This window comes from Rahnella sp. EDr1-12, from assembly GCF_049206505.1.
In the GTDB taxonomy this organism is placed as follows: Bacteria; Pseudomonadota; Gammaproteobacteria; order Enterobacterales; family Enterobacteriaceae; genus Rahnella; species Rahnella rivi.
The window spans coordinates 760,598-780,320 of the sequence record NZ_JBLZNY010000002.1 but is presented as its reverse complement, the minus strand read 5'-3'; the positions used below and the strand labels follow the sequence as shown (position 1 = coordinate 780,320).

Genomic DNA, 19,723 nt, shown 5'->3' with positions numbered 1-19,723 from the left:
TACAGTGTAGCCAGATTGCTCCGGCAGAAAATGGAGGAATTAAGGAGAGTCCCCCTCATTTCTCCCAACGATTTGGACATGACTTATGACAAAAAGGTCGGACTTTCAGCCACCCATTTTATATCAGAATGCTAAGGTAAACCCTGAATCACAAATCGTTCGCACGCGAAGAAAATCTACCCTGACCGTTTAGAGGAGTGAGTGATGAGTAAAAGAGAATTAGGCCGTTCAGGTATCCAGGTACCGGTACTGACTTTTGGTGGCAACGTGTTTGGCTGGACGGTCGATCAGACGGCCTCATTCAGCCTGCTCGATGCCTTGCTGGATCACAACCTGAACTTTATCGACACCGCCGACGTCTATTCCGCCTGGGTCGAGGGCAATCAGGGCGGCGAGTCCGAAACGATCATCGGCAACTGGCTGAAGAAAACCGGTAAACGCGATCAGATCGTTCTGGCGACTAAAGTCGGTAAACCCATGGGAGAGGGCAAAGTGGGCCTGTCCCCCCGCTACATTAAAGACGCGGTGGAAGCTTCGCTCAGACGGCTGCAAACGGACTATATCGATCTCTACCAGTCGCATGATGATGATGCCGATACGCCGCTGGCTGAAACCATGGCCGCGTTTGATGCGCTGATTAAAGAAGGCAAAGTGCGTGCCGTTGGCGCGTCGAACTACAGCGCGCCGCGTCTGGCCGAGGCGCTGAAAGTCAGCAAGGAGAACGGTCTGGCGCGGTATGAAACGCTGCAACCCTTGTACAACCTGTATGACCGCAAAGTGTATGAAGAAGCGCTGGAAAAGGTCGTGACGGACAACGGTCTGGGCGTCATTAACTTTTACGGGCTGGCCGCTGGCTTCCTGACCGGGAAATACCGCACTCAGGCTGACGCCAGTAAAAGTCTGCGCGGTGAAAGTGTGATCGCGCGTTATCTCGATGAACGCGGTCTGAAGGTGCTACGGGGGCTGGATCAGGTCGCTGAAAAGCACGGTGCGCAGCCTGGCCAGGTCGCGCTGGCATGGCAGATTGCCCGCCCCTCCATCACTTCCCCGATCGTCAGCGCGACATCCTTGCAGCAGCTGAACGAACTGGCGCAGGCCGCAACGCTGAAACTGGATGATGCAGATATTCAGACGCTGAATGACGCCAGCGCCTGGTAAATTTGCCATCTCAGAAATAAAAAAAACCGCCCGGATGTCTCAGGCGGTTTTTTTACATCTGGCGTTCAGCGATTAACGGAACAGCGTTTGTGCCCAGCGAGCCAGACCGGCGGTCACCGAGCCGAAATCATTGCCACCCACCAGCGGAATACCCGGCAACTGCGCCTGCAATGCCGCGCGCAGAAGCGGAGAACGCGCACTGCCACCGGTCAGATAAATCACGTCCGGTTTTATTTCGCTGCTTGCCAGCGCGAGATTGACCTGTTCCTGAATGCGCTCCAGCGGCTGTGCAATGGCTTCGCTCAGTTGCTGCTGGCTGATGGTTTCTGCCAGACCGGATTCGATGAAGTCCATGGCGGCCGTGACGTTCTCGCGTTGTGAAAGCGCTATCTTGCTCTCTTCCGCCGCACGCACCAGACGATAGCTCAGGCGCTGTTGCTGGACTTTCAGCAGGCGCTTAATCAGCTCCGGCTGGGCGGCGTCACGGATCAAGTCACGCAACATGCGGCCATTGGCGACGCTGTAAAAATCCAGCTGCGCCGGGACATCATTTGTCGCTACCGCATTCCAGTAAGGCAGCGCAGGGATCGCCGTGCCTTTTTGGGTTTCGCTGCCCATGCCGAACTGAGGCGTCAGTTGTTTGAACGCCGTCATAATATCCAGATCGTTACCGCCAACGCGGCAACCGCTGTGGCCGAGCAGGCTGTTCTGGCGTTCTGCTTTATCACGCCATTGCGGGCCCATCAGCAACACCGAGCAGTCCGTGGTTCCGCCGCCGATATCGACGACCAGCACCGTTTTCTCTTCAGTCAGCGTGGCTTCAAAATCCAGACCGGCAGCGACCGGCTCAAACTGGAAAGCGATATCACGGAAACCGGCACGTTCTGCGGCGCGTTGCAAAATACCCTGCGCCTGACGGTTTGCGTCATCTCCGCCCATGCCCTGGAAGTTAATTGGCCGGCCAATGACGGTCTGATGAATCGTCTCTTGCAGGACAGATTCTGCCTGACGCTTGATGTGGAACATCATGGCGCAGACCAGATCTTCGAACAGTGCAATTTGCTGTGGTTTCAGGCCGTTTGCGCCAAGGAAGGATTTCGGAGAGCGGACAAAATAAACCTCTTCCGGATCTTCCATATACGTCGCCAGCGCCTGCAAACCAAAGTGAACGCTGTTGGCGTTAACCGGAATATCTTCCTCACGGTTAAAGCTGACACTGCGGCGCAGCAGCGCCAGATTTTCATCACTGCCTGTCGGTACCTGTCCGTGACGGTTCAGCCATTCGCTGACCGCTTCACGCGATGGTGCACACAGCATGGAGGGTAAATAAGGATCGTTATTTTCTAACGCCAGCAGGTGGGCGTTATTGTCGCGCATCACCGCAACGGAGCAATTCGCTGTACCGTAGTCAAATCCAATAAACATTACTGTTCCCCATGCCAAAGAAGGGGCGGGACTTTACCGGAGCGGGCGACTTTCATCAAGCAGGAAGGGGACATGTTTTGAGATTTTTAGTATGAATTATTCCCTCTCTTTTCACGGAGAGGGAATAAAAACGGCCTGATTTTATTTCAGTAACGCCTGTGCTTTCGCGACAACGTTATCGACCGTAAAGCCGAACTCTTTGAACAACTGTTCAGCAGGGGCTGATTCGCCGAAGCTGGTCATGCCAACCACGCCGCCATTAAGGCCGACGTATTTGTACCAGTAATCCGCAATACCCGCTTCAACCGCCAGGCGTGCCGTGACTTCTTTTGGCAGCACCGATTCGCGGTATGCCGTGTCCTGTTTGTCATACACGTCAGTGGACGGCATGGAAACCACGCGCACTTTCGTGCCTGCTGCGGCGAGCTTGTCTGCGGCTTCAACCGTGATACCCACTTCAGAGCCGGTGGCAATCAGGATGACGTCAGGTGTGCCCTGGCAATCTTTCAGCACATAACCGCCGCGCGCCACGTTAGCCAGTTGCTCCGGTGTACGCGGTTGCTGGGTCAAGTTCTGACGGGAGAAAATCAGCGCAGCCGGGCCGTCGTTACGCTCGATGGCATATTTCCACGCAATCGCCGACTCGACCTGATCGGCCGGACGCCACAGACTCATGTTGGGGGTGACGCGCAGGCTGGCCATTTGCTCGACCGGCTGGTGCGTCGGGCCGTCTTCGCCCAGACCGATGGAGTCATGGGTGTAAACGAACACGTTGCGGATCTTCATCAGCGACGCCATTCGTACCGCATTACGGGCGTACTCAACGAACATCAGGAAAGTGGCTGAATAAGGCAGGAAACCGCCGTGCAGCGCGATGCCGTTGGAGATTGCCGTCATGCCGAACTCACGTACGCCATAGTGAATGTAGTTACCGGCCAGATCATCGCCCAGGGATTTCGAGCCGGACCACATGGTCAGGTTGCTAGGGGCAAGGTCAGCGGAGCCGCCGAGGAATTCAGGCAAGATTTTACCGAAGGCTTCCAGCGTATTTTGTGAAGCTTTACGGCTGGCAATATTGGCCGGGGCGGCCTGCAAACCTTCGATGAATTTCTGTGCGTCAGCTTCCCAGTTTTCAGGCAGCTCACCGTTCACACGACGTTTGAATTCTTTCGCCAGATCAGGGTAAGCACTGGCATAGGCGGCGAACTTTTCATCCCAGGCTTTTTCTTTCGCTTTACCCGCTTCTTTGGCATCCCAGGCAGCATAAATATCCTGCGGAATTTCAAAGGCAGGGTAGTTCCAGCCCAGCGCTTTACGGGTGGCAGCCACTTCATCCACACCCAGCGCAGCACCGTGCGCATCGTGCGTACCGGCTTTATTAGGTGAACCAAAACCGATGACTGTTTTGCACAGTAACAGGGAAGGCCTGTCGGTCACTTTATGGGATTCTTCGATGGCCGCTTTGATGGCGTCAGCATTCTGACCATCGACGCCACGGATCACGTGCCAGCCGTAGGCTTCGAAACGTTTGGCCGTGTCATCGGTGAACCAGCCTTCAACATGGCCGTCGATAGAAATGCCGTTGTCATCATAAAACGCGGTCAGTTTACCGAGTTTCATGGTGCCAGCCAGCGAGCAGGCTTCGTGGGAAATCCCTTCCATCATGCAACCGTCGCCCATAAAGGCATAAGTGTGGTGGTTAACGATGTCGTGGTTTTCACGGTTGAACTGTGCGGCCAGCGTGCGTTCTGCAATCGCAAAACCCACGGCATTGGCGATGCCCTGACCCAACGGCCCGGTGGTGGTTTCAACGCCCGGCGTATAGCCATATTCCGGGTGGCCCGGTGTTTTGGAGTGCAGCTGGCGGAAATTCTCCAGCTCTTTCATCGGCAGATCATAACCGGTGAGGTGCAGCAGGCTGTATATCAGCATCGAGCCGTGACCGTTGGACAGCACGAAGCGATCGCGGTCTGCCCAGTGCGGGTTGGTCGGGTTGTGATTCATGTAATCGCGCCACAACACTTCGGCGATATCCGCCATCCCCATGGGCGCGCCTGGGTGGCCGGAATTGGCTTTCTGCACCGCATCCATGCTTAAGGCACGGATAGCGTTCGCGAGTTCTCTACGAGAAGGCATATTTTTCTCCGGTGAATGGCCGCTGAACAGGTCAACGGCCATTGAAATAACAGTGAGTGGAATTACAGTTGAGCAGAAAGCATGTCTTCGAGTTTCTGCTGATCGACGGCGAACAGGCGGATACCTTCAGCCAGTTTCTCAACTGCCATGGCGTCCTGATGATGCTCCCAAAGGAATTCTGCCTGAGTCAGCGGTGCAGGCTGTTTGCTGCCCTGCGATGACGCTTGCAGCTTACGTTCCACCGGTGCCTCGCTGGCTTTCAGCTCTTCCAGCAGGGCCGGTGAAATGGTCAGGCGGTCGCAGCCCGCCAGTGCCAGAATCTGTTCAACTTTACGGAAGCTGGCCCCCATGATCACCGTCTCGTAGCCGTGTGATTTGTAGTATGTGTAGATCTCACGGACAGATTTCACGCCCGGATCTTTTTCTACGTCATAGGTGGCGTCAGGATCTTTGGCTTTGTACCAGTCATAAATGCGGCCAACGAACGGGGAAATCAGGTAGACATTGGCTTCGGCGCAGGCGCGTGCCTGAGCAAAGGAGAACAGCAGCGTCAGGTTACAGTTGATACCTTCTTTTTCCAGTTCTTCGGCGGCTTTGATGCCTTCCCACGTAGAGGCCAGTTTGATCAGAATACGGGATTTATCGATCCCCTGTTCCTGATATAAGCCGATGAGTTTGCGGGCTTTCGCGAGGCATTTTTCGCTGTCAAAAGACATACGCGCATCCACTTCTGTCGAGATGCGACCGGGCACGCTTTTGAGGATTTCGACACCGATATTGACCGCCAGTTTATCCGTGGCGTTGATCACCTGATCTTCTTTGCTGCCGCCTTGTTTGCGGGCGTAATCCACCGCGTCTTTGATCAAATTCTGATACTGCGGCAGGTCGGCGGCTTTCAGGATTAAGGATGGATTGGTGGTGGCATCCTGCGGTTCGAAATGACGGATAGATTCAATGTCACCGCTGTCGGCAACCACGGTAGTTAGCTTTTTGAGGGCGTCTAACTGGTTCATCTCTACATCTCCTTAGCTAAAAAACGATACAGCAACAGGTCGTGCGACTCTTTTTCACAGGGGGTCTACCCTGCATCATTCTGTTAACAATATGAATACGCTTTTTCTGATTGTTGTAATGGGTCAGAGCAATGAAAAAGCAAAAGCCTACGCAAGGCTGAGCTTTCAACCTGAGTTGCGCAAGGGGGAACCTTAAGCTTAGTTGAATTTTGCGAGACGTCTTCCGCGAACGAAAAGTAATCAATGTAACGCACAACTTTTGGTCGTGCTTCGGTCTGTGTCGTGGCAGGTTATCTATACTGTTGTGCGGGAAAACCGGATGTTGCGGCTTCCCTTGCTCTGTACCCCTGAAAAAAATAAGAAACAGAAAAGGACCCTACGATGGACGAACAACTCAAGCAAAGTGCGCTCGATTTCCACGAATTCCCGGTGCCCGGAAAGATTCAGGTTTCCCCGACAAAACCGCTCGCCACACAGCGGGATCTGGCGCTGGCGTACTCGCCGGGCGTGGCCGCGCCTTGTCTCGAAATTCAAAAAGATCCGCTGGCGGCGTACAAATACACGGCCAAGGGGAATCTGGTGGCCGTGATTTCTAACGGCACGGCGGTGCTCGGCCTCGGCAATATTGGTGCGCTGGCGGGTAAACCTGTGATGGAAGGCAAGGGCGTATTATTTAAAAAATTCGCCGGTATAGACGTGTTTGATATCGAAGTGGATGAGTTGGATCCCGACCGGTTAATCGACGTCATTGCTGCGCTGGAGCCAACGTTTGGCGGCATCAATCTTGAAGATATCAAAGCGCCGGAGTGTTTTTACATCGAGAAAAAACTGCGTGAGCGCATGAATATTCCGGTGTTCCACGACGATCAGCATGGCACCGCGATCATCTGTACCGCCGCTGTTCTGAATGGTTTGCGCGTGGTCGGGAAAAATATTTCAGATGTACGGCTGGTGGTGTCGGGGGCGGGAGCCTCGGCTATTGCCTGTCTGAATTTACTGGTGGCGCTGGGGCTGAAGCGCCACAACATTACGGCCTGTGATTCCCGCGGCGTGATTTATCAAGGCCGTGAAGAGAACATGGCTGAAACCAAAGCGGTGTATGCCATCGAAGACAACGGCCAGCGCACGCTGGCGGATGCTATCCCGCAAGCGGATATTTTCCTCGGTTGTTCCGGGCCTGGTGTGCTGACGCAGGACATGGTGAAAACCATGGCAAAAGATCCGCTGATCCTGGCGCTCGCTAACCCGGAACCGGAAATTCTGCCGCCGCTGGCAAAGGCCGTCCGCCCTGATGCCATTATCTGCACCGGCCGGTCTGACTACCCTAATCAGGTGAACAATGTTCTGTGTTTCCCGTTTATTTTTCGCGGGGCGCTGGACGTTGGCGCAACGACCATCAATGAAGAAATGAAGCTGGCCTGTGTCCATGCGATCGCCGATCTGGCAATGGCCGAGCAAAGCGATGTGGTGGCTTCGGCCTACGGTGAAGAGGAGCTGTCGTTTGGCCCTGACTACATCATTCCTAAGCCTTTTGATCCGCGATTGATCGTGAAAATTGCCCCGGCGGTGGCTAAGGCGGCGATGGATTCTGGCGTTGCCACGCGGCCCATTCTGGATTTCGATGCCTACGTCGAGAAGCTGTCGGAGTTCGTTTATAAAACCAATTTGTTTATGAAACCGATTTTCTCGCAGGCCAAAAAAGAAGCGAAGCGGGTAGTCATGGCCGAAGGTGAAGAGGAGCGCGTTTTGCAGGCCACGCAGGAACTGATCACTCTCGGGCTGGCAAAACCGATTCTGGTCGGGCGACCGAGCGTGATTGAAATGCGCATCAAGAAACTCGGTCTGCAACTCGAAGCGGGCAAAGATTTCGAAGTGGTCAATAACGAATCCGATCCGCGCTTTAACGAGTACTGGCGTGAATACTATGACCGCATGAAACGACGCGGCGTCTCGCAGGAGCAGGCCCGGCGGGCGGTGATCGGCAATCCGACGCTTATCGCGGCGATTATGCTGCTGCGCGGTGAAGCCGATGCGATGATTTGCGGCACGGTTGGTACCTACCATGAACATTACGATATCGTGGAAAAGGTGTTTGGTTTTCGCGAAGGCACCCACGTTGCCGGAGCAATGAATGCCTTGCTGTTGCCGAGCGGCAATACCTTTATTGCGGATACCTATGTCAATGATGACCCGACCGCAGAACAGCTGGCGGAAATTACCCTGATGGCGGCAGAAACGGTGCGGCGTTTTGGTATCGAGCCGAAAGTGGCGCTGTTATCCCATTCCAGTTTCGGCACGTCGGACAGCCCGGCGGCGCTTAAAATGCGCAGGACGCTGGAGCTGGTAAACGCGCGCGAGCCGGATCTCGAAATCGATGGTGAGATGCACGGTGACGCTGCGCTGGTGGAAAGCATTCGCCAGGACATCATGCCGGACAGCCCGCTGAAAGGGGCGGCCAATATTTTGATCATGCCGAATATGGAATCAGCCCGCATCAGCTATAACCTGTTGCGGGTATCCAGTTCGGAAGGGGTGACCGTCGGGCCGGTGCTGATGGGGGTTTCAAAACCGGTGCACATTCTCACGCCCATTGCCTCGGTACGCCGTATTGTGAATATGGTGGCGCTGGCCGTGGTAGAGGCGCAAACCGAACCTTTATAACGCGGGGATCCTGACGAAAACGGGCATCAGCAGGATGCCCGTTACGTCTGCCTGCGGCCTCAGTATTTGACTTCGCCGATGCGTTCGAGCGCATCGACGATCAGATCCCAGAAACGCTGATGATCCAGTTTTACCGCCACTTGTGTATGGCAGTCCGGCGGCGGCGGGGCGCGGAAATCAGCCACTGTCATGCCAAGTGTCAATGTGCCGGTCAGTTCGATATCCACCGGCACTTTGCGTACGGTCATTACGTTCGGATCAATGACGTAAGCGACGGCGCAGGGGTCATGAACCGGCGGGGAATCAAATCCCTGACGATCTTTGTAACTTAGTCCGAAGAAATCGAGCAGCTCGCCCACAAATTTTGCCGGTTGCGTGCCGACGGCGGCGATACGCGCCGCGACTTCCGGCGTTGCCAGCGCCTGATGAGTGAGATCCAGTCCGACCATGGTCAGCGGCCATTTCTCGTTGAAGACGATATGCGCGGCTTCCGGGTCGATTTTGATGTTGAACTCCGCGACGGCGCTCCAGTTACCGACGTGATAACCGCCGCCCATCAGCACGACTTCTTTGACGCGTTCAGCAATGCGCGGTTCCTTGCGCACCGCCATGGCGATGTTGGTCAGGCCGCCGGTGGGCACCAGCGTGATGGCTTTTGGCGGATGTGACATGATCAAATCAATGATCAGGTCGATGGCGTGAACGGGTTCCAGCGTGATGGCCGCTTCCGGCAATACCGGGCCATCCAGACCAGAATCGCCGTGGATTTCGTCGGCGATTTCCACCTGACGCACCAGCGGACGAGTGGCACCTGCGGCAAAGGGCACGCCGGTCAGGTTAATCACCCGCGCCACGGCAAGGGCGTTACGGGTGACTTTTTCCAGCGTCTGGTTACCGACTACGGTGGTGACTGCCAGCAGTTCGATTTCCGGATTACCGTGTGCCAGCAGCATGGCGATGGCATCGTCATGCCCCGGATCGCAATCCAGGATGATCTTTTTGACCATGTTTTATTCCTTTAAAGTGTAGGGATACATCGTTTTGCCTGACCGGATTATTTTTTAGCTTGTTGCAGCCACTTATCCAGTTCATTGGCGAATTGCTGGCGGTCGCGCTGATTGAGCGCGGGCGGTCCGCCGGTTTGCACGCCGCTGGCGCGCATGGTGTCCATAAAATCACGCATATTAAGGCGCTCTTTAATGGTTTCGGTGGTGTAGCGCTCGCCGCGCGGGTTGAGCGCCACGCCGCCTTTCTCGATGACTTCTGCGGCCAGCGGGATGTCGGCGGTGATCACTAAATCTCCCGGCTCAGTGCGCTTCACAATTTCGTTATCCGCCACGTCAAAGCCCGCCTCAACGCGCAGGGTGCGCAGAAATTTTGACGGCGGCGTGCAGATGATTTGGTTAGCCACTAACGTCACCATCATGCCGGTTCGTTCGGCGGCACGGAACAGGACGTCCTTGATGACATTCGGACAGGCATCGGCATCAACCCATATTTGCATCAGTGTCGCTCCCCGTAAGATCAGTGCGCAGATTCAGCCAGTCGCGTGGCGGCAGGAAATCACTGTACAGCGCCGCTTCCGGGCTGCCGGCTTCAGGCTGATAGCCGTATTCCCAGCGGACCAGCGGCGGCATTGACATCAGAATCGACTCCGTACGGCCACCGGTTTGCAGGCCAAACAGCGTTCCGCGATCCCACACCAGATTGAATTCGACATAGCGGCCACGGCGATAGAGCTGGAACTGGCGCTCACGTTCGCCCCACGGCAGCAATTTGCGCTTTTCAACAATGGGCAGATAAGCGTCGGTGAAACCGTTGCCCACAGCCTGCATAAAGTCAAAGCTGGTGGCGAAATCCGGGGTATTGAGATCGTCAAAGAACAGGCCGCCGATGCCGCGCGCCTCATTGCGGTGTTTAATAAAGAAGTAGTCGTCGCACCATTTTTTGTATTTCGGATAGACGTCGTCACCAAATGGCTGGCACAGCTGTTGCGCCGTGAGATGCCAGTGGCGGGCGTCTTCTTCAAATCCGTAATAAGGGGTGAGGTCAAACCCGCCGCCGAACCACCATACCGGGGCTTCACCGGCTTTTTCGGCAATGAAGAAACGCACGTTCGCGTGGCTGGTCGGGACATAAGGATTCAGCGGATGAATCACCAGAGAAACGCCCATCGCCTGAAAGCTGCGCCCTGCGAGTTCGGGGCGGTACGCGGTGGCGGAAGCGGGGAGCATGGCGCCGGAGACGTGGGAAAAATTAACGCCAGCCTGTTCGAAGACGGCGCCATTCGTTAACACCCGGCTCTGGCCGCCGCCGCCTTCTTCACGCACCCACTGATCCTCGGCGAACTGGCCCTGACCGTCGGCGGCAGCCAGTTGCTGAGTGATGTGCTCCTGCAGTGAAAGCAGGAAGGTTTTAACTTGCTGAATGTCGGGGATCGATTGGCTCACAGGCAAACTCGCAGACGTTGACTGAAAAGACATTCAGCGCCTTGCGGGCGCTGAATGAGAGAAAAGTGGACGCTATTATATACTCAAAATCATTCGAGTTGCAGGAAGGCGGCACTGTCCGTAATTCGCAGGAGTCAGAGCCGCCAGGGCATGTGCAGCCCGAAGAATGAAGATTAGCGTGGTTTACGCTCATTGGCATCGAAATAGCTGAAGAAGTTGATGATCCCCTGCGAAATCGCCTGTGCAATCTCTTTACGAAACGCGGTGGTGCTGAGCAGTTGCTCTTCCTGATGGTTGGTGATGAAAGACGTTTCTACCAAAATCGAGGGAATCGACGGCGATTTCAGCACGGCAAAAGCGGCCTGCTCCGTCTGCTGACTGTGTAAATGGTGAATAGGGCGGATTCTGTCGAGCACATGGTGGCCGAGTGTCAGGCTGTTTTTGATGGTGTCGGTTTGCACCAGGTCAAACAGCACCTGCTGCAGGTAATTGTTGTCTTCTTTGGCATATTTCGCCCCGGCAACCAAATCGGCGTCGTTCTCTTTTTTGGACATGTATCGCGCCATCGCACTGCTGGCACCCCGGTTAGAAAGTGCAAACACTGACGCGCCGGAAGCGCTCGGGCTGGTGTAACCATCGGCGTGAATTGAAACGAACAGATCGGCCTGATGCTGATGCGCCAGCTCAACACGCTGATACAGCGGGATAAAGTGGTCGGAATCTCTCGTCAGCCTGACCTCAATATGGCTCTGCGCGCCAAGGATTTCGCGCACATAGTTGGCAATCTCCAGCACCACATGTTTCTCTTCCGATCCTTCATGGCCGACGGCACCGGAATCGATCCCGCCGTGGCCAGGGTCGATCATCACCAGCTTTTTCGAACCCGGCGGTTTCGGCGCCGGAGCAGATTTGGTGATGTGTTCCTGCTGCGCTGCGCTGGCAGAACGGGAACCAAAGGCGGCAATGGCTAAACCCAGGCCGGATAACAGGAGCTGGCGACGGGTAGCGGAAGCGGGCAGAGGCTGGAAATGCAGAAATTTGTTCAGGGGGTTTAACATCAGTCCATTACCGTCATAAAAAAAGCAGAATGCCCTATGTTATAGAGTATCTTTTTTATAGTTTCGATCTGAGAACTATTACTGTTTATGAATTTTGTGTCGCGAATTAATATATTGGCGGACAAATATATCTCAAATTAATGATTCATGAGCTGACGGGCTGACAAACGGCCAGAGAAAAAACGCTTATAAAATGCACGATTTTTGATTTTGATGTTGCGTATCAAGCAGATCACGCGATAATTATAGAAACCTCTTTCCCCTTATTAACACAACAGTGGCGACAGTGATGGAAATTCGCGTATACCGGCAAGAAGATTTCGAAGAAGTACTGACCTTGTGGGAGCGCTGCGATCTGCTGCGTCCGTGGAATGATCCTGAACTGGATATTGAGCGCAAGATTAACCACAGCCCGGAGTTTTTCCTGGTGGCCGAAGTTGGCGGGGAAGTGGTCGGCACGCTGATGGGTGGCTATGACGGCCATCGTGGTTCGGTGGGCTATCTTGGCGTACACCCGGATTATCGCGGGCGCGGGATTGCCAATGCGCTGGTGAACCGGCTGGAAAAGAAACTGATTGCCCGTGGCTGCCCAAAAATCAATTTAATGGTGCGTGCTGAAAATGACGCGGTGGTCAGCATGTATGAAAAACTCGGCTACGAGATTTCAGATACGCTGCTGCTGGGTAAACGGCTTATCGAAGATCAGGAATATTAAGCCGGGTCTGCATAAATTAAAAAAGCCCCGACAGGCGATGGCCGTCGGGGCTTTTTACGTTTAAACGCCGGGTGTGATTACTTGATCACTTTTACGCTTTTGACGTCCACTTCCACTGAATTCCAGTCTTTATCGACTTTACCTTCAATGCGGATTTTGTCTTTTGGTGACACGTTCTGTCCCTGCCAGCGTTTGCCGTCAATTTCTACATTGAGGGTACCGGTGTTGTCGCGGAAAATGTATTTATCATGGTCGATACGCTGATCGATAAAACCTTCCAGCATAATCCATTGATCGTCTTTCATGGTTTGAGCATCTTTTACGGTGCTCAGTGCGGTGGTCCCGGTAAAGCCGCCCTGTGCCGCTGGCTGGGTTTGCGCTTCCTGAGCGGAAGGGCCGTTAAAACCGCCGGTTTGCTGGGCATAAACGGACGCTGAACTCAGTGCGATGAGGGCTGCCAGAGTGATTTTCTTCATCATAATAGGTCTTCCTTAATTAACTTTTCTGGTGTGTGTCAGCAACTATGGCATCTTTGCGATGTGTTGCCGCGTTGAGGTACAGTAAAGCAGACTGTTCTTAACGGTTTCTTAAGATGCTCTGATTATTGTTTAATTTCACTTAATTCGCAGGAATGTTGTCCTCTTTTATGAACCCGTATGATTATAACGACCACGGAATGTTGCGCCTGCCGCTGTGGTTCTGGACGATTTTGATGTTACAGGCGCGAACCTGGCTGTTGTTTGTCATGGCGGGTGCATCGCGGCAGCAGGGCAATGATTTACTGTCCCTTTTTTATCCCGATCGTCAGAGTTTCTGGTCCGGTATGTTGCTGGGGCTGCCCCCGGCGCTGGTGTTTCTGCTCAGCGGTCGCCGCCATTTATGGCCACGCATCTGGCAGGCCGGTTACTGGCTGTTGCTGGCGGGCATGTTTGTGACGTTTGCACTGCAGGCACTCGGGCTTTGGCAAAGTAACGATCTGATTTCCGGCGTGGATATTGCACTGGCGCTGCTCGACGCCGCCGCGCTGGCCTACTGGCTGCTGAGCCGTCGTCTGCGAGCCTGTTTTGATGCGGCGCGCCGTCTGGCGTGACGTCATTGAACTTTTTCGGAAAGAAAGCACTCGAACTGGCGCTGAACGCTAAAAGCAGCCGCAGGCTGTATAAAAGTTAATTATCCCTCATTATGCTGCCGGTTTGTCCGTCAGGCCGCACCGGCCAACGGAAACGGGGAGCCAAGGAGTACACTGAATGACTGTTCGCTTACGGGTTCGCCCGATGTTGCTGGCGCTTCCTTTGATCCTCACGGGCTGTTCGTCGATATCGAATATGTCGATGCCGGGCATTTCCTGGTCATCCATGAATCCTCTGAACTGGTTCGGCAGCAGCCTGACGGTGTCTGAAAAAGGTGTCGGTGATATCACCGCCAGCACGCCGCTGACTGAAGACGCGATCAAAGAGGCGCTGGACGGGGATTACACGCTGCGCAGTGGTATGTCGATGAGCAACGGTAAAATGCTCAGTTTCTTCCAGGCGATGGATGGCAAAGATGTGAAAATGTCGATCAGCGGCGAGCCGAAAGGCACTGTGCGGCGGGTTGATGTGACAGACGCCAAAGTCGAAAGCGAATGGGGCGTTAAAATAGGCACTTCCTTTAGCGATCTGTATACCAAAGCCTTTGATGTCTGTGTGAAAGGCGAAGGTGACGATGCACAGAGTATCGAGTGCAAAGCCCCGCAAAGTGCTCACGTGACTTACGTGTTCAGCGGGATCTGGCACGGCCCGGATTCACTGATGCCATCGGACGATTCGCTGAAAGACTGGAAAGTCAGCAAAATCATCTGGCGGGCGGATCCTGCTCAGGCAACTGCCGCGCAGTAAGCACGTAAAGCGCTTCTGTCTTCGTTTAAAAACGACGTAATGCCTTGCCTTCGCGCAAGGCATTTTTGTTGACATCCGGTATGATATCGCCGGTCAAATTAACGAGGATAAGATCATGACTCAGGTTCAGAGCGGCATTTTGCCCGAACATTGCCGTTTCGCCATTTATATTGAAGCGAAAGCTCAGGGCGACCTGGATGCGCTCCGGCAGGGCTGCCGGACATTTGTCGCTGCACTCGAAGAGATGCAGCAGAAATTCCCCCATGAACATCTTGGCGCGGTGGTGGCTTTTGGTCACGACGTCTGGCGCGATCTGTCGGGCAATCAGGGTGCGGACGAGCTGAAAGCGTTCGTGCCATTGGGTAAAGGCCTGGCTCCGGCCACGCAGCGCGATATGCTGTTGCACATTCAGTCTTTGCGCCATGACGTGAATTTTGCCGTTGCGCAGGCTGCACTGAAAGCCTTTGGTCAATCCATTGTGGTGGAAGAAGAAACGCACGGTTTCCGTGGAATCGAAGAGCGCGATCTCAGCGGTTTTGTTGATGGCACCGAAAACCCGAAAGCAGAAGCCCGCGCCCAGGTAGCGATTATTCCTGAAGGCAGCGTCGATGCCGGTGGCAGCTACGTGATGGTCCAGCGCTGGAAACATAATCTGGTGCAGTGGGAGCGCTTCTCCGTGCAGCAGCAGGAAGAGGTGATTGGCCGCACCAAAGACACGGATGAAGAGCTGGATTCAGAAACCCGTCCGGACACCTCACACGTCAGCCGTGTTGATCTGAAAGAAGAGGGCAAGGGCCTGAAAATCTTGCGTCAGAGCCTGCCTTACGGCACCGCCAGCGGCGAGCATGGCTTGTACTTCATCAGCTATTGCGCGCGTTTGTGGAACATTGAGAAACAACTGCTGAGCATGTTTGGCGATCTGGACGGCAAACGCGACGCCATGTTGCGCTTCACCCGCCCGGTCACCGGCAGCTATTATTTCGCGCCGTCCCTGACCCGTCTTTTAGCGCTTTAAGCTTTTCCGGCGCGCTCCGCTTTGGACGCGCTGTTTCCTCCCTCCTGCAATTTCCCCCGCGTTTGTTAATGCCTTATAGCTTTTCATGCTTGAAAATCACCAAATGGTATATAAAACCGTTACAGCCTGACCCTCAGTTATAAATACACTGTGTGATATTGAGCGGCATTTATCAGCGTCGCATATCGGTTCACTCACCTAAGGCTAAGCATGAAAACTACCGGATTGACAGGCAATGTGCTGAAAGGATCTGTGGCGGCATTGTTGCTGGCCAGCGGGGCGGCATCCGCAACCGAATTGCTCAACAGCTCGTATGACGTTTCCCGTGAACTTTTTGCAGCGCTGAACCCGCCGTTCCAGCAGCAGTGGGCCGATCAAAATAATGGCGACAAACTCGAGATCAAACAGTCTCATGCCGGCTCATCAAAGCAGGCACTGGCGATTTTGCAGGGGCTGAAAGCCGATGTGGTCACTTACAACCAGGTAACCGATGTGCAGATCCTGCACGATCGCGGAAATCTGCTCCCCGCTGACTGGCAAACCCGGTTGCCGAATAACAGCTCGCCGTTCTATTCCACCATGGCGTTTCTGGTGCGCAAGGGCAATCCCAAGAATATTCACAGCTGGGACGACTTAATCCGTCCGGACGTGAGCCTGATTTTCCCGAACCCGAAAACCTCCGGCAATGGCCGTTATACCTATCTGGCGGCGTGGGGCGCGTTCAATCTTGAAGATAAAAAAGATACCGCGCAGACCCGCGCCAAAATGGCCAGCTTTCTGAAGAACGTGCAGGTCTTTGATACCGGAGGCCGTGGCGCGACCACGACTTTTGTCGAGCGCGGTTTGGGTGATGTGCTGATCAGCTTCGAATCTGAAGTGAATAATATCCGCAAACAGTACGGCGACGATCAGTACGAAGTGATTGTTCCGCCGGTGGACATTCTGGCGGAGTTCCCGGTGGCCTGGGTCGATAAAAACGTCGAGAAAAATGGCACGGAGAAAGCCGCCAAAGATTACCTGAATTATCTGTGGAGCCCGCAGGCACAGAAAATTATCACCAGTTTTAACTACCGTGTGTATGACAAAACGGCCATGGCGGCGGCGAAAGATCAGTTCCCGGACACCAAACTCTTCAACGTTGAAGATCAGTTTGGCAGCTGGAAACAGGTTATGGACACCCATTTTGGTACCGGCGGTGAGCTGGATAAACTGTTAGAGCAAGGTCACAAGTAATGTTGTTGTCGAGCAAACGCGTATTACCCGGATTTACCCTGAGCCTCGGCAGCAGTTTGCTGTTCGTGTGTCTGGTGCTGCTTCTGCCGCTGAGCGCGCTGGTGATGCAGTTGTCGCAAATGACGCTGTCACAATACTGGGATGTGATCACCAACGGTCAGGTCGTGGCGGCCTACAAAGTCACGCTGCTGGCCGCGGGCGTGGCGAGTCTTTTCAACTGCGTTTTCGGCATGCTGATGGCGTGGATCCTCACCCGTTACGATTTTCCGGGGAAAAGCCTGATCGACGGCCTGATGGATTTACCCTTTGCGTTGCCGACTGCGGTGGCAGGGCTGACGCTGGCAGGACTGTTTTCCACCACCGGTTTTTACGGTCAGTGGCTGGCGCATTTTGATATCAAAGTCTCGTACACCTGGATCGGTATTGCGGTGGCGATGGCCTTCACCAGCATCCCGTTTGTGGTGCGAACCGTGCAGCCGGTGCTGGAAGAGTTAGGTCCGGAGTATGAAGAAGCGGCCGAAACGTTGGGCGCATCGCGCTGGCAGAGTTTTCGTCGTGTGGTGTTGCCGGAAGTGATGCCTTCGCTGATGGCGGGGACCGCCTTGTCTTTCACCCGCAGCCTCGGTGAATTCGGCGCGGTTATTTTCATCGCCGGTAACATTGCGTGGAAAACGGAAGTGACGTCACTGATGATTTTCATCCGCTTGCAGGAATTTGACTATCCGGCAGCCAGCGCGATTGCGTCGGTTATCCTTGCGGCATCGCTGGTGTTGCTGTTCGCCATTAACACCTTACAGAGCCGTTATGGCCGTCGTCTGGGAGGCCAATAATGTCTGATGTTCCGGATTTTGCAGGGGCTGCCCGCCAGCCTGTCGACTGGGTGAAGTGGGCGCTTATCGGCACTGGGGTGCTGATATGTATCCTGCTGCTGGTGATCCCGATGATCAGCATTTTTGTGCTGGCGTTTTCTGACGGTATTGCGGCTGTGTGGAAGAATCTGTCGGATTCCGACATGTTGCACTCCATCTGGCTGACAGTACTGATGGCGCTGATTACCGTGCCGGTGAACCTGATTTTCGGCACGCTGCTGGCGTGGCTTGTGGCGCGTTTTAATTTCCCAGGCCGTCAGCTGTTGCTGACGCTGATCGACATCCCGTTCGCCGTGTCTCCGGTGGTTGCCGGTCTGCTGTATTTACTGTTCTACGGCACCAACGGCCCGCTCGGTGGCTGGCTGGATGCGCACAATATTCAATTCATGTTCGCCTGGCCGGGTATGGTGATGGTCACGGTGTTCGTCACCTGTCCGTTTGTGATTCGCGAGCTGGTGCCGGTGATGCTGAGTCAGGGCAGCCACGAAGATGAAGCGGCCGTTCTGCTGGGGGCTTCCGGCTGGCAGATGTTCCGCCGCGTGACCTTGCCGAATATCCGCTGGGCATTGCTGTACGGCGTGGTGCTGACCAACGCCCGCGCGATTGGGGAATTCGGGGCAGTTTCTGTCGTTTCCGGTTCTATACGTGGCGAAACCTACACGCTGCCTTTACAAGTCGAATTACTGCATCAGGACTACAACACCGCTGGCGCGTTTACTGCCGCTGCGCTGTTAACCCTGATGGCCATCGTCACACTGTTTCTGAAAAGCGGCCTGCAATGGCGTCTGAAGCGTCACAACGACCGTCTTGAGCGGGAGGAAAGTCATGAGCATTGAAATTAACGGTATCAACAAATATTTTGGCCGCACGAAAGTGCTCAATGATATCTCGCTCGATATTGCTTCCGGAGAGATGGTTGCGCTGCTCGGGCCTTCCGGTTCAGGTAAAACCACGTTGCTGCGCATTATCGCCGGGCTGGAAAACCAGAGCGCCGGGCACATGAGCTTTCACGGTAAGGACGTAACCCGGCTGCACGCCCGCGACCGACAGGTCGGCTTCGTGTTCCAGCATTACGCGCTGTTCCGCCATATGACCGTGTTCGACAACATTGCGTTTGGCCTAACGGTGCTGCCACGCCGCGAGCGTCCGAACGCTGAGGCAATCAAACAGAAAGTCACCAAATTGCTGGAAATGGTGCAGTTAGGCCATCTGGCAAACCGCTATCCGGCTCAGCTTTCCGGTGGTCAGAAACAGCGTGTTGCACTGGCCCGTGCGCTGGCGGTGGAACCACAAATTCTGCTGCTGGATGAACCTTTTGGGGCGCTGGATGCGCAGGTGCGTAAAGAGCTGCGCCGCTGGCTGCGTCAGTTGCATGAAGAACTGAAATTCACCAGCGTGTTCGTGACGCACGATCAGGAAGAAGCGATGGAAGTCGCTGACCGCGTGGTGGTGATGAGCCAGGGGAATATCGAACAGGTGGGCGCACCGCAGGAAATCTGGCGCGAACCGGCGACCCGATTCGTGCTGGAATTCATGGGTGAAGTGAATAAAATCGGCGGCGAAATTCGTGGCTCACAGCTGTATGTCGGCGCACATCACTGGCCACTGGAGAACCCGCCACTGCATCAGGGCGCGGTGGATTTATTCCTGCGCCCGTGGGAAATGGAGATCACGCCGCAAAGTTCGGCACGTTGCCCTTTGCCGGTAAAAGTGCTGGAAGTCAGCCCGCGTGGTCATTTCTGGCAACTCATTGTTCAGGCCGAGGGCTGGCATGATGAACCGCTTGCTGTTGTGCTTTCTGAAACGCATGGCAGCCACGCCCCTGAGCGTGGCGACCGCTTCTACGTCGGCGGGCTGAATGGCCGCCTGTATGCTGGCGATCAGCCGCTGCAAGCCGTTGCACTGGCGAAATCTGCCTGAATACACATTCCCGACAGCCCACCTCAAAGCAGCATCAGGCTGCTTTGAGGTTCCCGATATCTTTTTTTGTGAACACCTTTCATCCGTCTGTCTCCCCGAACAAAGCCACGTAAACGCACACCTGCGCCTTATCATTGCATTGCGAAATGAGGTGGTGACTTTTAAAAACAACAGAGAATCATTAATCTTTCAT

At 54.7% G+C, this 19,723-nt stretch carries 18 protein-coding genes; 10 read left to right on the top strand and 8 right to left on the bottom strand.

All coding sequences use genetic code 11. The features are described 5' to 3' along the window. Positions 1–204 precede the first annotated feature (204 nt). Positions 205–1,158 carry an aldo/keto reductase gene (locus ACO0U8_RS12935; RefSeq protein WP_136374774.1) on the top strand — a complete coding sequence of 318 codons (954 nt, stop codon included), beginning with the start codon at positions 205–207 and terminating at the stop codon, positions 1,156–1,158. A gap of 72 nt (positions 1,159–1,230) precedes the next feature. Here the strand turns inward: ACO0U8_RS12935 and yegD are convergent, their stop codons facing one another. The 3 genes from yegD to tal all read right to left on the bottom strand — a co-directional run bounded on the left by yegD (position 1,231) and on the right by tal (position 5,732). Continuing rightward, positions 1,231–2,583 carry a molecular chaperone gene (gene yegD, locus ACO0U8_RS12930; protein WP_136374775.1) on the bottom strand — a complete coding sequence of 451 codons (1,353 nt, stop codon included), beginning with the start codon at positions 2,581–2,583 and terminating at the stop codon, positions 1,231–1,233. Positions 2,584–2,724: 141 nt separating this feature from the next. Then, positions 2,725–4,719 carry a transketolase gene (gene tkt / locus ACO0U8_RS12925; protein WP_056781162.1) on the bottom strand — a complete coding sequence of 665 codons (1,995 nt, stop codon included), beginning with the start codon at positions 4,717–4,719 and terminating at the stop codon, positions 2,725–2,727. A 62-nt stretch (positions 4,720–4,781) separates the two neighbouring features. Further along, positions 4,782–5,732 (bottom strand): transaldolase, encoded by a 951-nt coding sequence (tal, locus tag ACO0U8_RS12920; protein WP_217204601.1) that lies wholly within the window; start codon positions 5,730–5,732, stop codon positions 4,782–4,784. 381 nt (positions 5,733–6,113) lie between these two features. Here tal and maeB point away from each other — a divergent pair, with 381 nt between their 5' ends. Beyond that, positions 6,114–8,393 carry an NADP-dependent oxaloacetate-decarboxylating malate dehydrogenase gene (maeB, locus tag ACO0U8_RS12915; protein WP_056781154.1) on the top strand — a complete coding sequence of 760 codons (2,280 nt, stop codon included), beginning with the start codon at positions 6,114–6,116 and terminating at the stop codon, positions 8,391–8,393. 59 nt (positions 8,394–8,452) lie between these two features. Here the strand turns inward: maeB and ACO0U8_RS12910 are convergent, their stop codons facing one another. From ACO0U8_RS12910 to amiA, 4 genes are all read right to left on the bottom strand, one after another. Then, the gene (locus tag ACO0U8_RS12910; protein WP_421670922.1) at positions 8,453–9,400 is read right to left on the bottom strand and encodes a nucleoside hydrolase; all 948 of its coding nucleotides are present in this window, start codon (positions 9,398–9,400) and stop codon (positions 8,453–8,455) included. A 47-nt stretch (positions 9,401–9,447) separates the two neighbouring features. Continuing rightward, the gene (locus tag ACO0U8_RS12905) at positions 9,448–9,897 is read right to left on the bottom strand and encodes a YaiI/YqxD family protein (protein WP_421670921.1); all 450 of its coding nucleotides are present in this window, start codon (positions 9,895–9,897) and stop codon (positions 9,448–9,450) included. Further along, on the bottom strand, positions 9,881–10,876 hold the full coding sequence (gene hemF / locus ACO0U8_RS12900; RefSeq protein WP_421670920.1) for an oxygen-dependent coproporphyrinogen oxidase: 996 nt from the start codon (positions 10,874–10,876) through the stop codon (positions 9,881–9,883). Before hemF ends, ACO0U8_RS12905 begins: the two co-directional genes overlap by 17 nt. 140 nt (positions 10,877–11,016) lie before the next feature. Further along, positions 11,017–11,901: an N-acetylmuramoyl-L-alanine amidase AmiA gene (amiA, locus tag ACO0U8_RS12895; RefSeq protein WP_056781140.1), complete on the bottom strand. Its 885-nt coding sequence runs from the start codon at positions 11,899–11,901 to the stop codon at positions 11,017–11,019. A gap of 289 nt (positions 11,902–12,190) precedes the next feature. On the opposite strand from amiA, the gene ACO0U8_RS12890 reads away from it, so the two are divergent. Beyond that, positions 12,191–12,616 (top strand): GNAT family acetyltransferase, encoded by a 426-nt coding sequence (locus ACO0U8_RS12890; protein ID WP_056781138.1) that lies wholly within the window; start codon positions 12,191–12,193, stop codon positions 12,614–12,616. A gap of 77 nt (positions 12,617–12,693) precedes the next feature. Here the strand turns inward: ACO0U8_RS12890 and ACO0U8_RS12885 are convergent, their stop codons facing one another. Continuing rightward, positions 12,694–13,092, bottom strand: a complete 399-nt coding sequence (locus ACO0U8_RS12885; protein ID WP_056781648.1) for a YgiW/YdeI family stress tolerance OB fold protein — start codon at positions 13,090–13,092, stop codon at positions 12,694–12,696. A gap of 170 nt (positions 13,093–13,262) precedes the next feature. Here ACO0U8_RS12885 and ACO0U8_RS12880 point away from each other — a divergent pair, with 170 nt between their 5' ends. From ACO0U8_RS12880 to cysA, 7 genes are all read left to right on the top strand, one after another. After that, a complete protein-coding gene (locus ACO0U8_RS12880) occupies positions 13,263–13,706 on the top strand; it encodes a DUF2919 domain-containing protein (RefSeq protein ID WP_421670919.1) in 444 nt (147 codons plus the stop codon). A gap of 157 nt (positions 13,707–13,863) precedes the next feature. Further along, the gene (locus tag ACO0U8_RS12875) at positions 13,864–14,493 is read left to right on the top strand and encodes an RpoE-regulated lipoprotein (RefSeq protein ID WP_136377195.1); all 630 of its coding nucleotides are present in this window, start codon (positions 13,864–13,866) and stop codon (positions 14,491–14,493) included. 115 nt (positions 14,494–14,608) lie between these two features. Then, positions 14,609–15,508, top strand: a complete 900-nt coding sequence (locus tag ACO0U8_RS12870) for a Dyp-type peroxidase (protein WP_122097448.1) — start codon at positions 14,609–14,611, stop codon at positions 15,506–15,508. A gap of 210 nt (positions 15,509–15,718) precedes the next feature. Next, complete coding sequence (gene cysP, locus ACO0U8_RS12865) at positions 15,719–16,741, top strand: thiosulfate ABC transporter substrate-binding protein CysP (protein ID WP_421670918.1); 1,023 nt, start codon at positions 15,719–15,721, stop codon at positions 16,739–16,741. Beyond that, positions 16,741–17,571, top strand: coding sequence for a sulfate/thiosulfate ABC transporter permease CysT (gene cysT, locus ACO0U8_RS12860; RefSeq protein WP_421670917.1), 831 nt, complete (start codon positions 16,741–16,743; stop codon positions 17,569–17,571). Before cysP ends, cysT begins: the two co-directional genes overlap by 1 nt. Next, positions 17,571–18,446 carry a sulfate/thiosulfate ABC transporter permease CysW gene (gene cysW / locus ACO0U8_RS12855; RefSeq protein ID WP_122097450.1) on the top strand — a complete coding sequence of 292 codons (876 nt, stop codon included), beginning with the start codon at positions 17,571–17,573 and terminating at the stop codon, positions 18,444–18,446. The genes cysT and cysW overlap by 1 nt, the downstream gene beginning before the upstream one ends. Beyond that, positions 18,436–19,530, top strand: coding sequence for a sulfate/thiosulfate ABC transporter ATP-binding protein CysA (gene cysA / locus ACO0U8_RS12850; protein WP_217204594.1), 1,095 nt, complete (start codon positions 18,436–18,438; stop codon positions 19,528–19,530). The genes cysW and cysA overlap by 11 nt, the downstream gene beginning before the upstream one ends. The last annotated feature ends 193 nt before the right edge of the window (positions 19,531–19,723 follow it).

Coding starts and splice junctions, on each gene's coding strand:
- tkt (WP_056781162.1), bottom strand. CDS start 4,719: ATGCCTTCTCGTAGAGAACTCGCGAACGCTATCCGTGCCTTAAGCATG.
- cysA (WP_217204594.1), top strand. CDS start 18,436: ATGAGCATTGAAATTAACGGTATCAACAAATATTTTGGCCGCACGAAA.
- tal (WP_217204601.1), bottom strand. CDS start 5,732: ATGAACCAGTTAGACGCCCTCAAAAAGCTAACTACCGTGGTTGCCGAC.
- ACO0U8_RS12885 (WP_056781648.1), bottom strand. CDS start 13,092: ATGAAGAAAATCACTCTGGCAGCCCTCATCGCACTGAGTTCAGCGTCC.
- cysP (WP_421670918.1), top strand. CDS start 15,719: ATGAAAACTACCGGATTGACAGGCAATGTGCTGAAAGGATCTGTGGCG.
- ACO0U8_RS12890 (WP_056781138.1), top strand. CDS start 12,191: ATGGAAATTCGCGTATACCGGCAAGAAGATTTCGAAGAAGTACTGACC.
- cysW (WP_122097450.1), top strand. CDS start 17,571: ATGTCTGATGTTCCGGATTTTGCAGGGGCTGCCCGCCAGCCTGTCGAC.
- ACO0U8_RS12935 (WP_136374774.1), top strand. CDS start 205: ATGAGTAAAAGAGAATTAGGCCGTTCAGGTATCCAGGTACCGGTACTG.
- ACO0U8_RS12905 (WP_421670921.1), bottom strand. CDS start 9,897: ATGCAAATATGGGTTGATGCCGATGCCTGTCCGAATGTCATCAAGGAC.
- ACO0U8_RS12870 (WP_122097448.1), top strand. CDS start 14,609: ATGACTCAGGTTCAGAGCGGCATTTTGCCCGAACATTGCCGTTTCGCC.
- ACO0U8_RS12910 (WP_421670922.1), bottom strand. CDS start 9,400: ATGGTCAAAAAGATCATCCTGGATTGCGATCCGGGGCATGACGATGCC.
- yegD (WP_136374775.1), bottom strand. CDS start 2,583: ATGTTTATTGGATTTGACTACGGTACAGCGAATTGCTCCGTTGCGGTG.
- maeB (WP_056781154.1), top strand. CDS start 6,114: ATGGACGAACAACTCAAGCAAAGTGCGCTCGATTTCCACGAATTCCCG.
- ACO0U8_RS12875 (WP_136377195.1), top strand. CDS start 13,864: ATGACTGTTCGCTTACGGGTTCGCCCGATGTTGCTGGCGCTTCCTTTG.
- hemF (WP_421670920.1), bottom strand. CDS start 10,876: ATGTCTTTTCAGTCAACGTCTGCGAGTTTGCCTGTGAGCCAATCGATC.
- ACO0U8_RS12880 (WP_421670919.1), top strand. CDS start 13,263: ATGAACCCGTATGATTATAACGACCACGGAATGTTGCGCCTGCCGCTG.
- cysT (WP_421670917.1), top strand. CDS start 16,741: ATGTTGTTGTCGAGCAAACGCGTATTACCCGGATTTACCCTGAGCCTC.
- amiA (WP_056781140.1), bottom strand. CDS start 11,901: ATGTTAAACCCCCTGAACAAATTTCTGCATTTCCAGCCTCTGCCCGCT.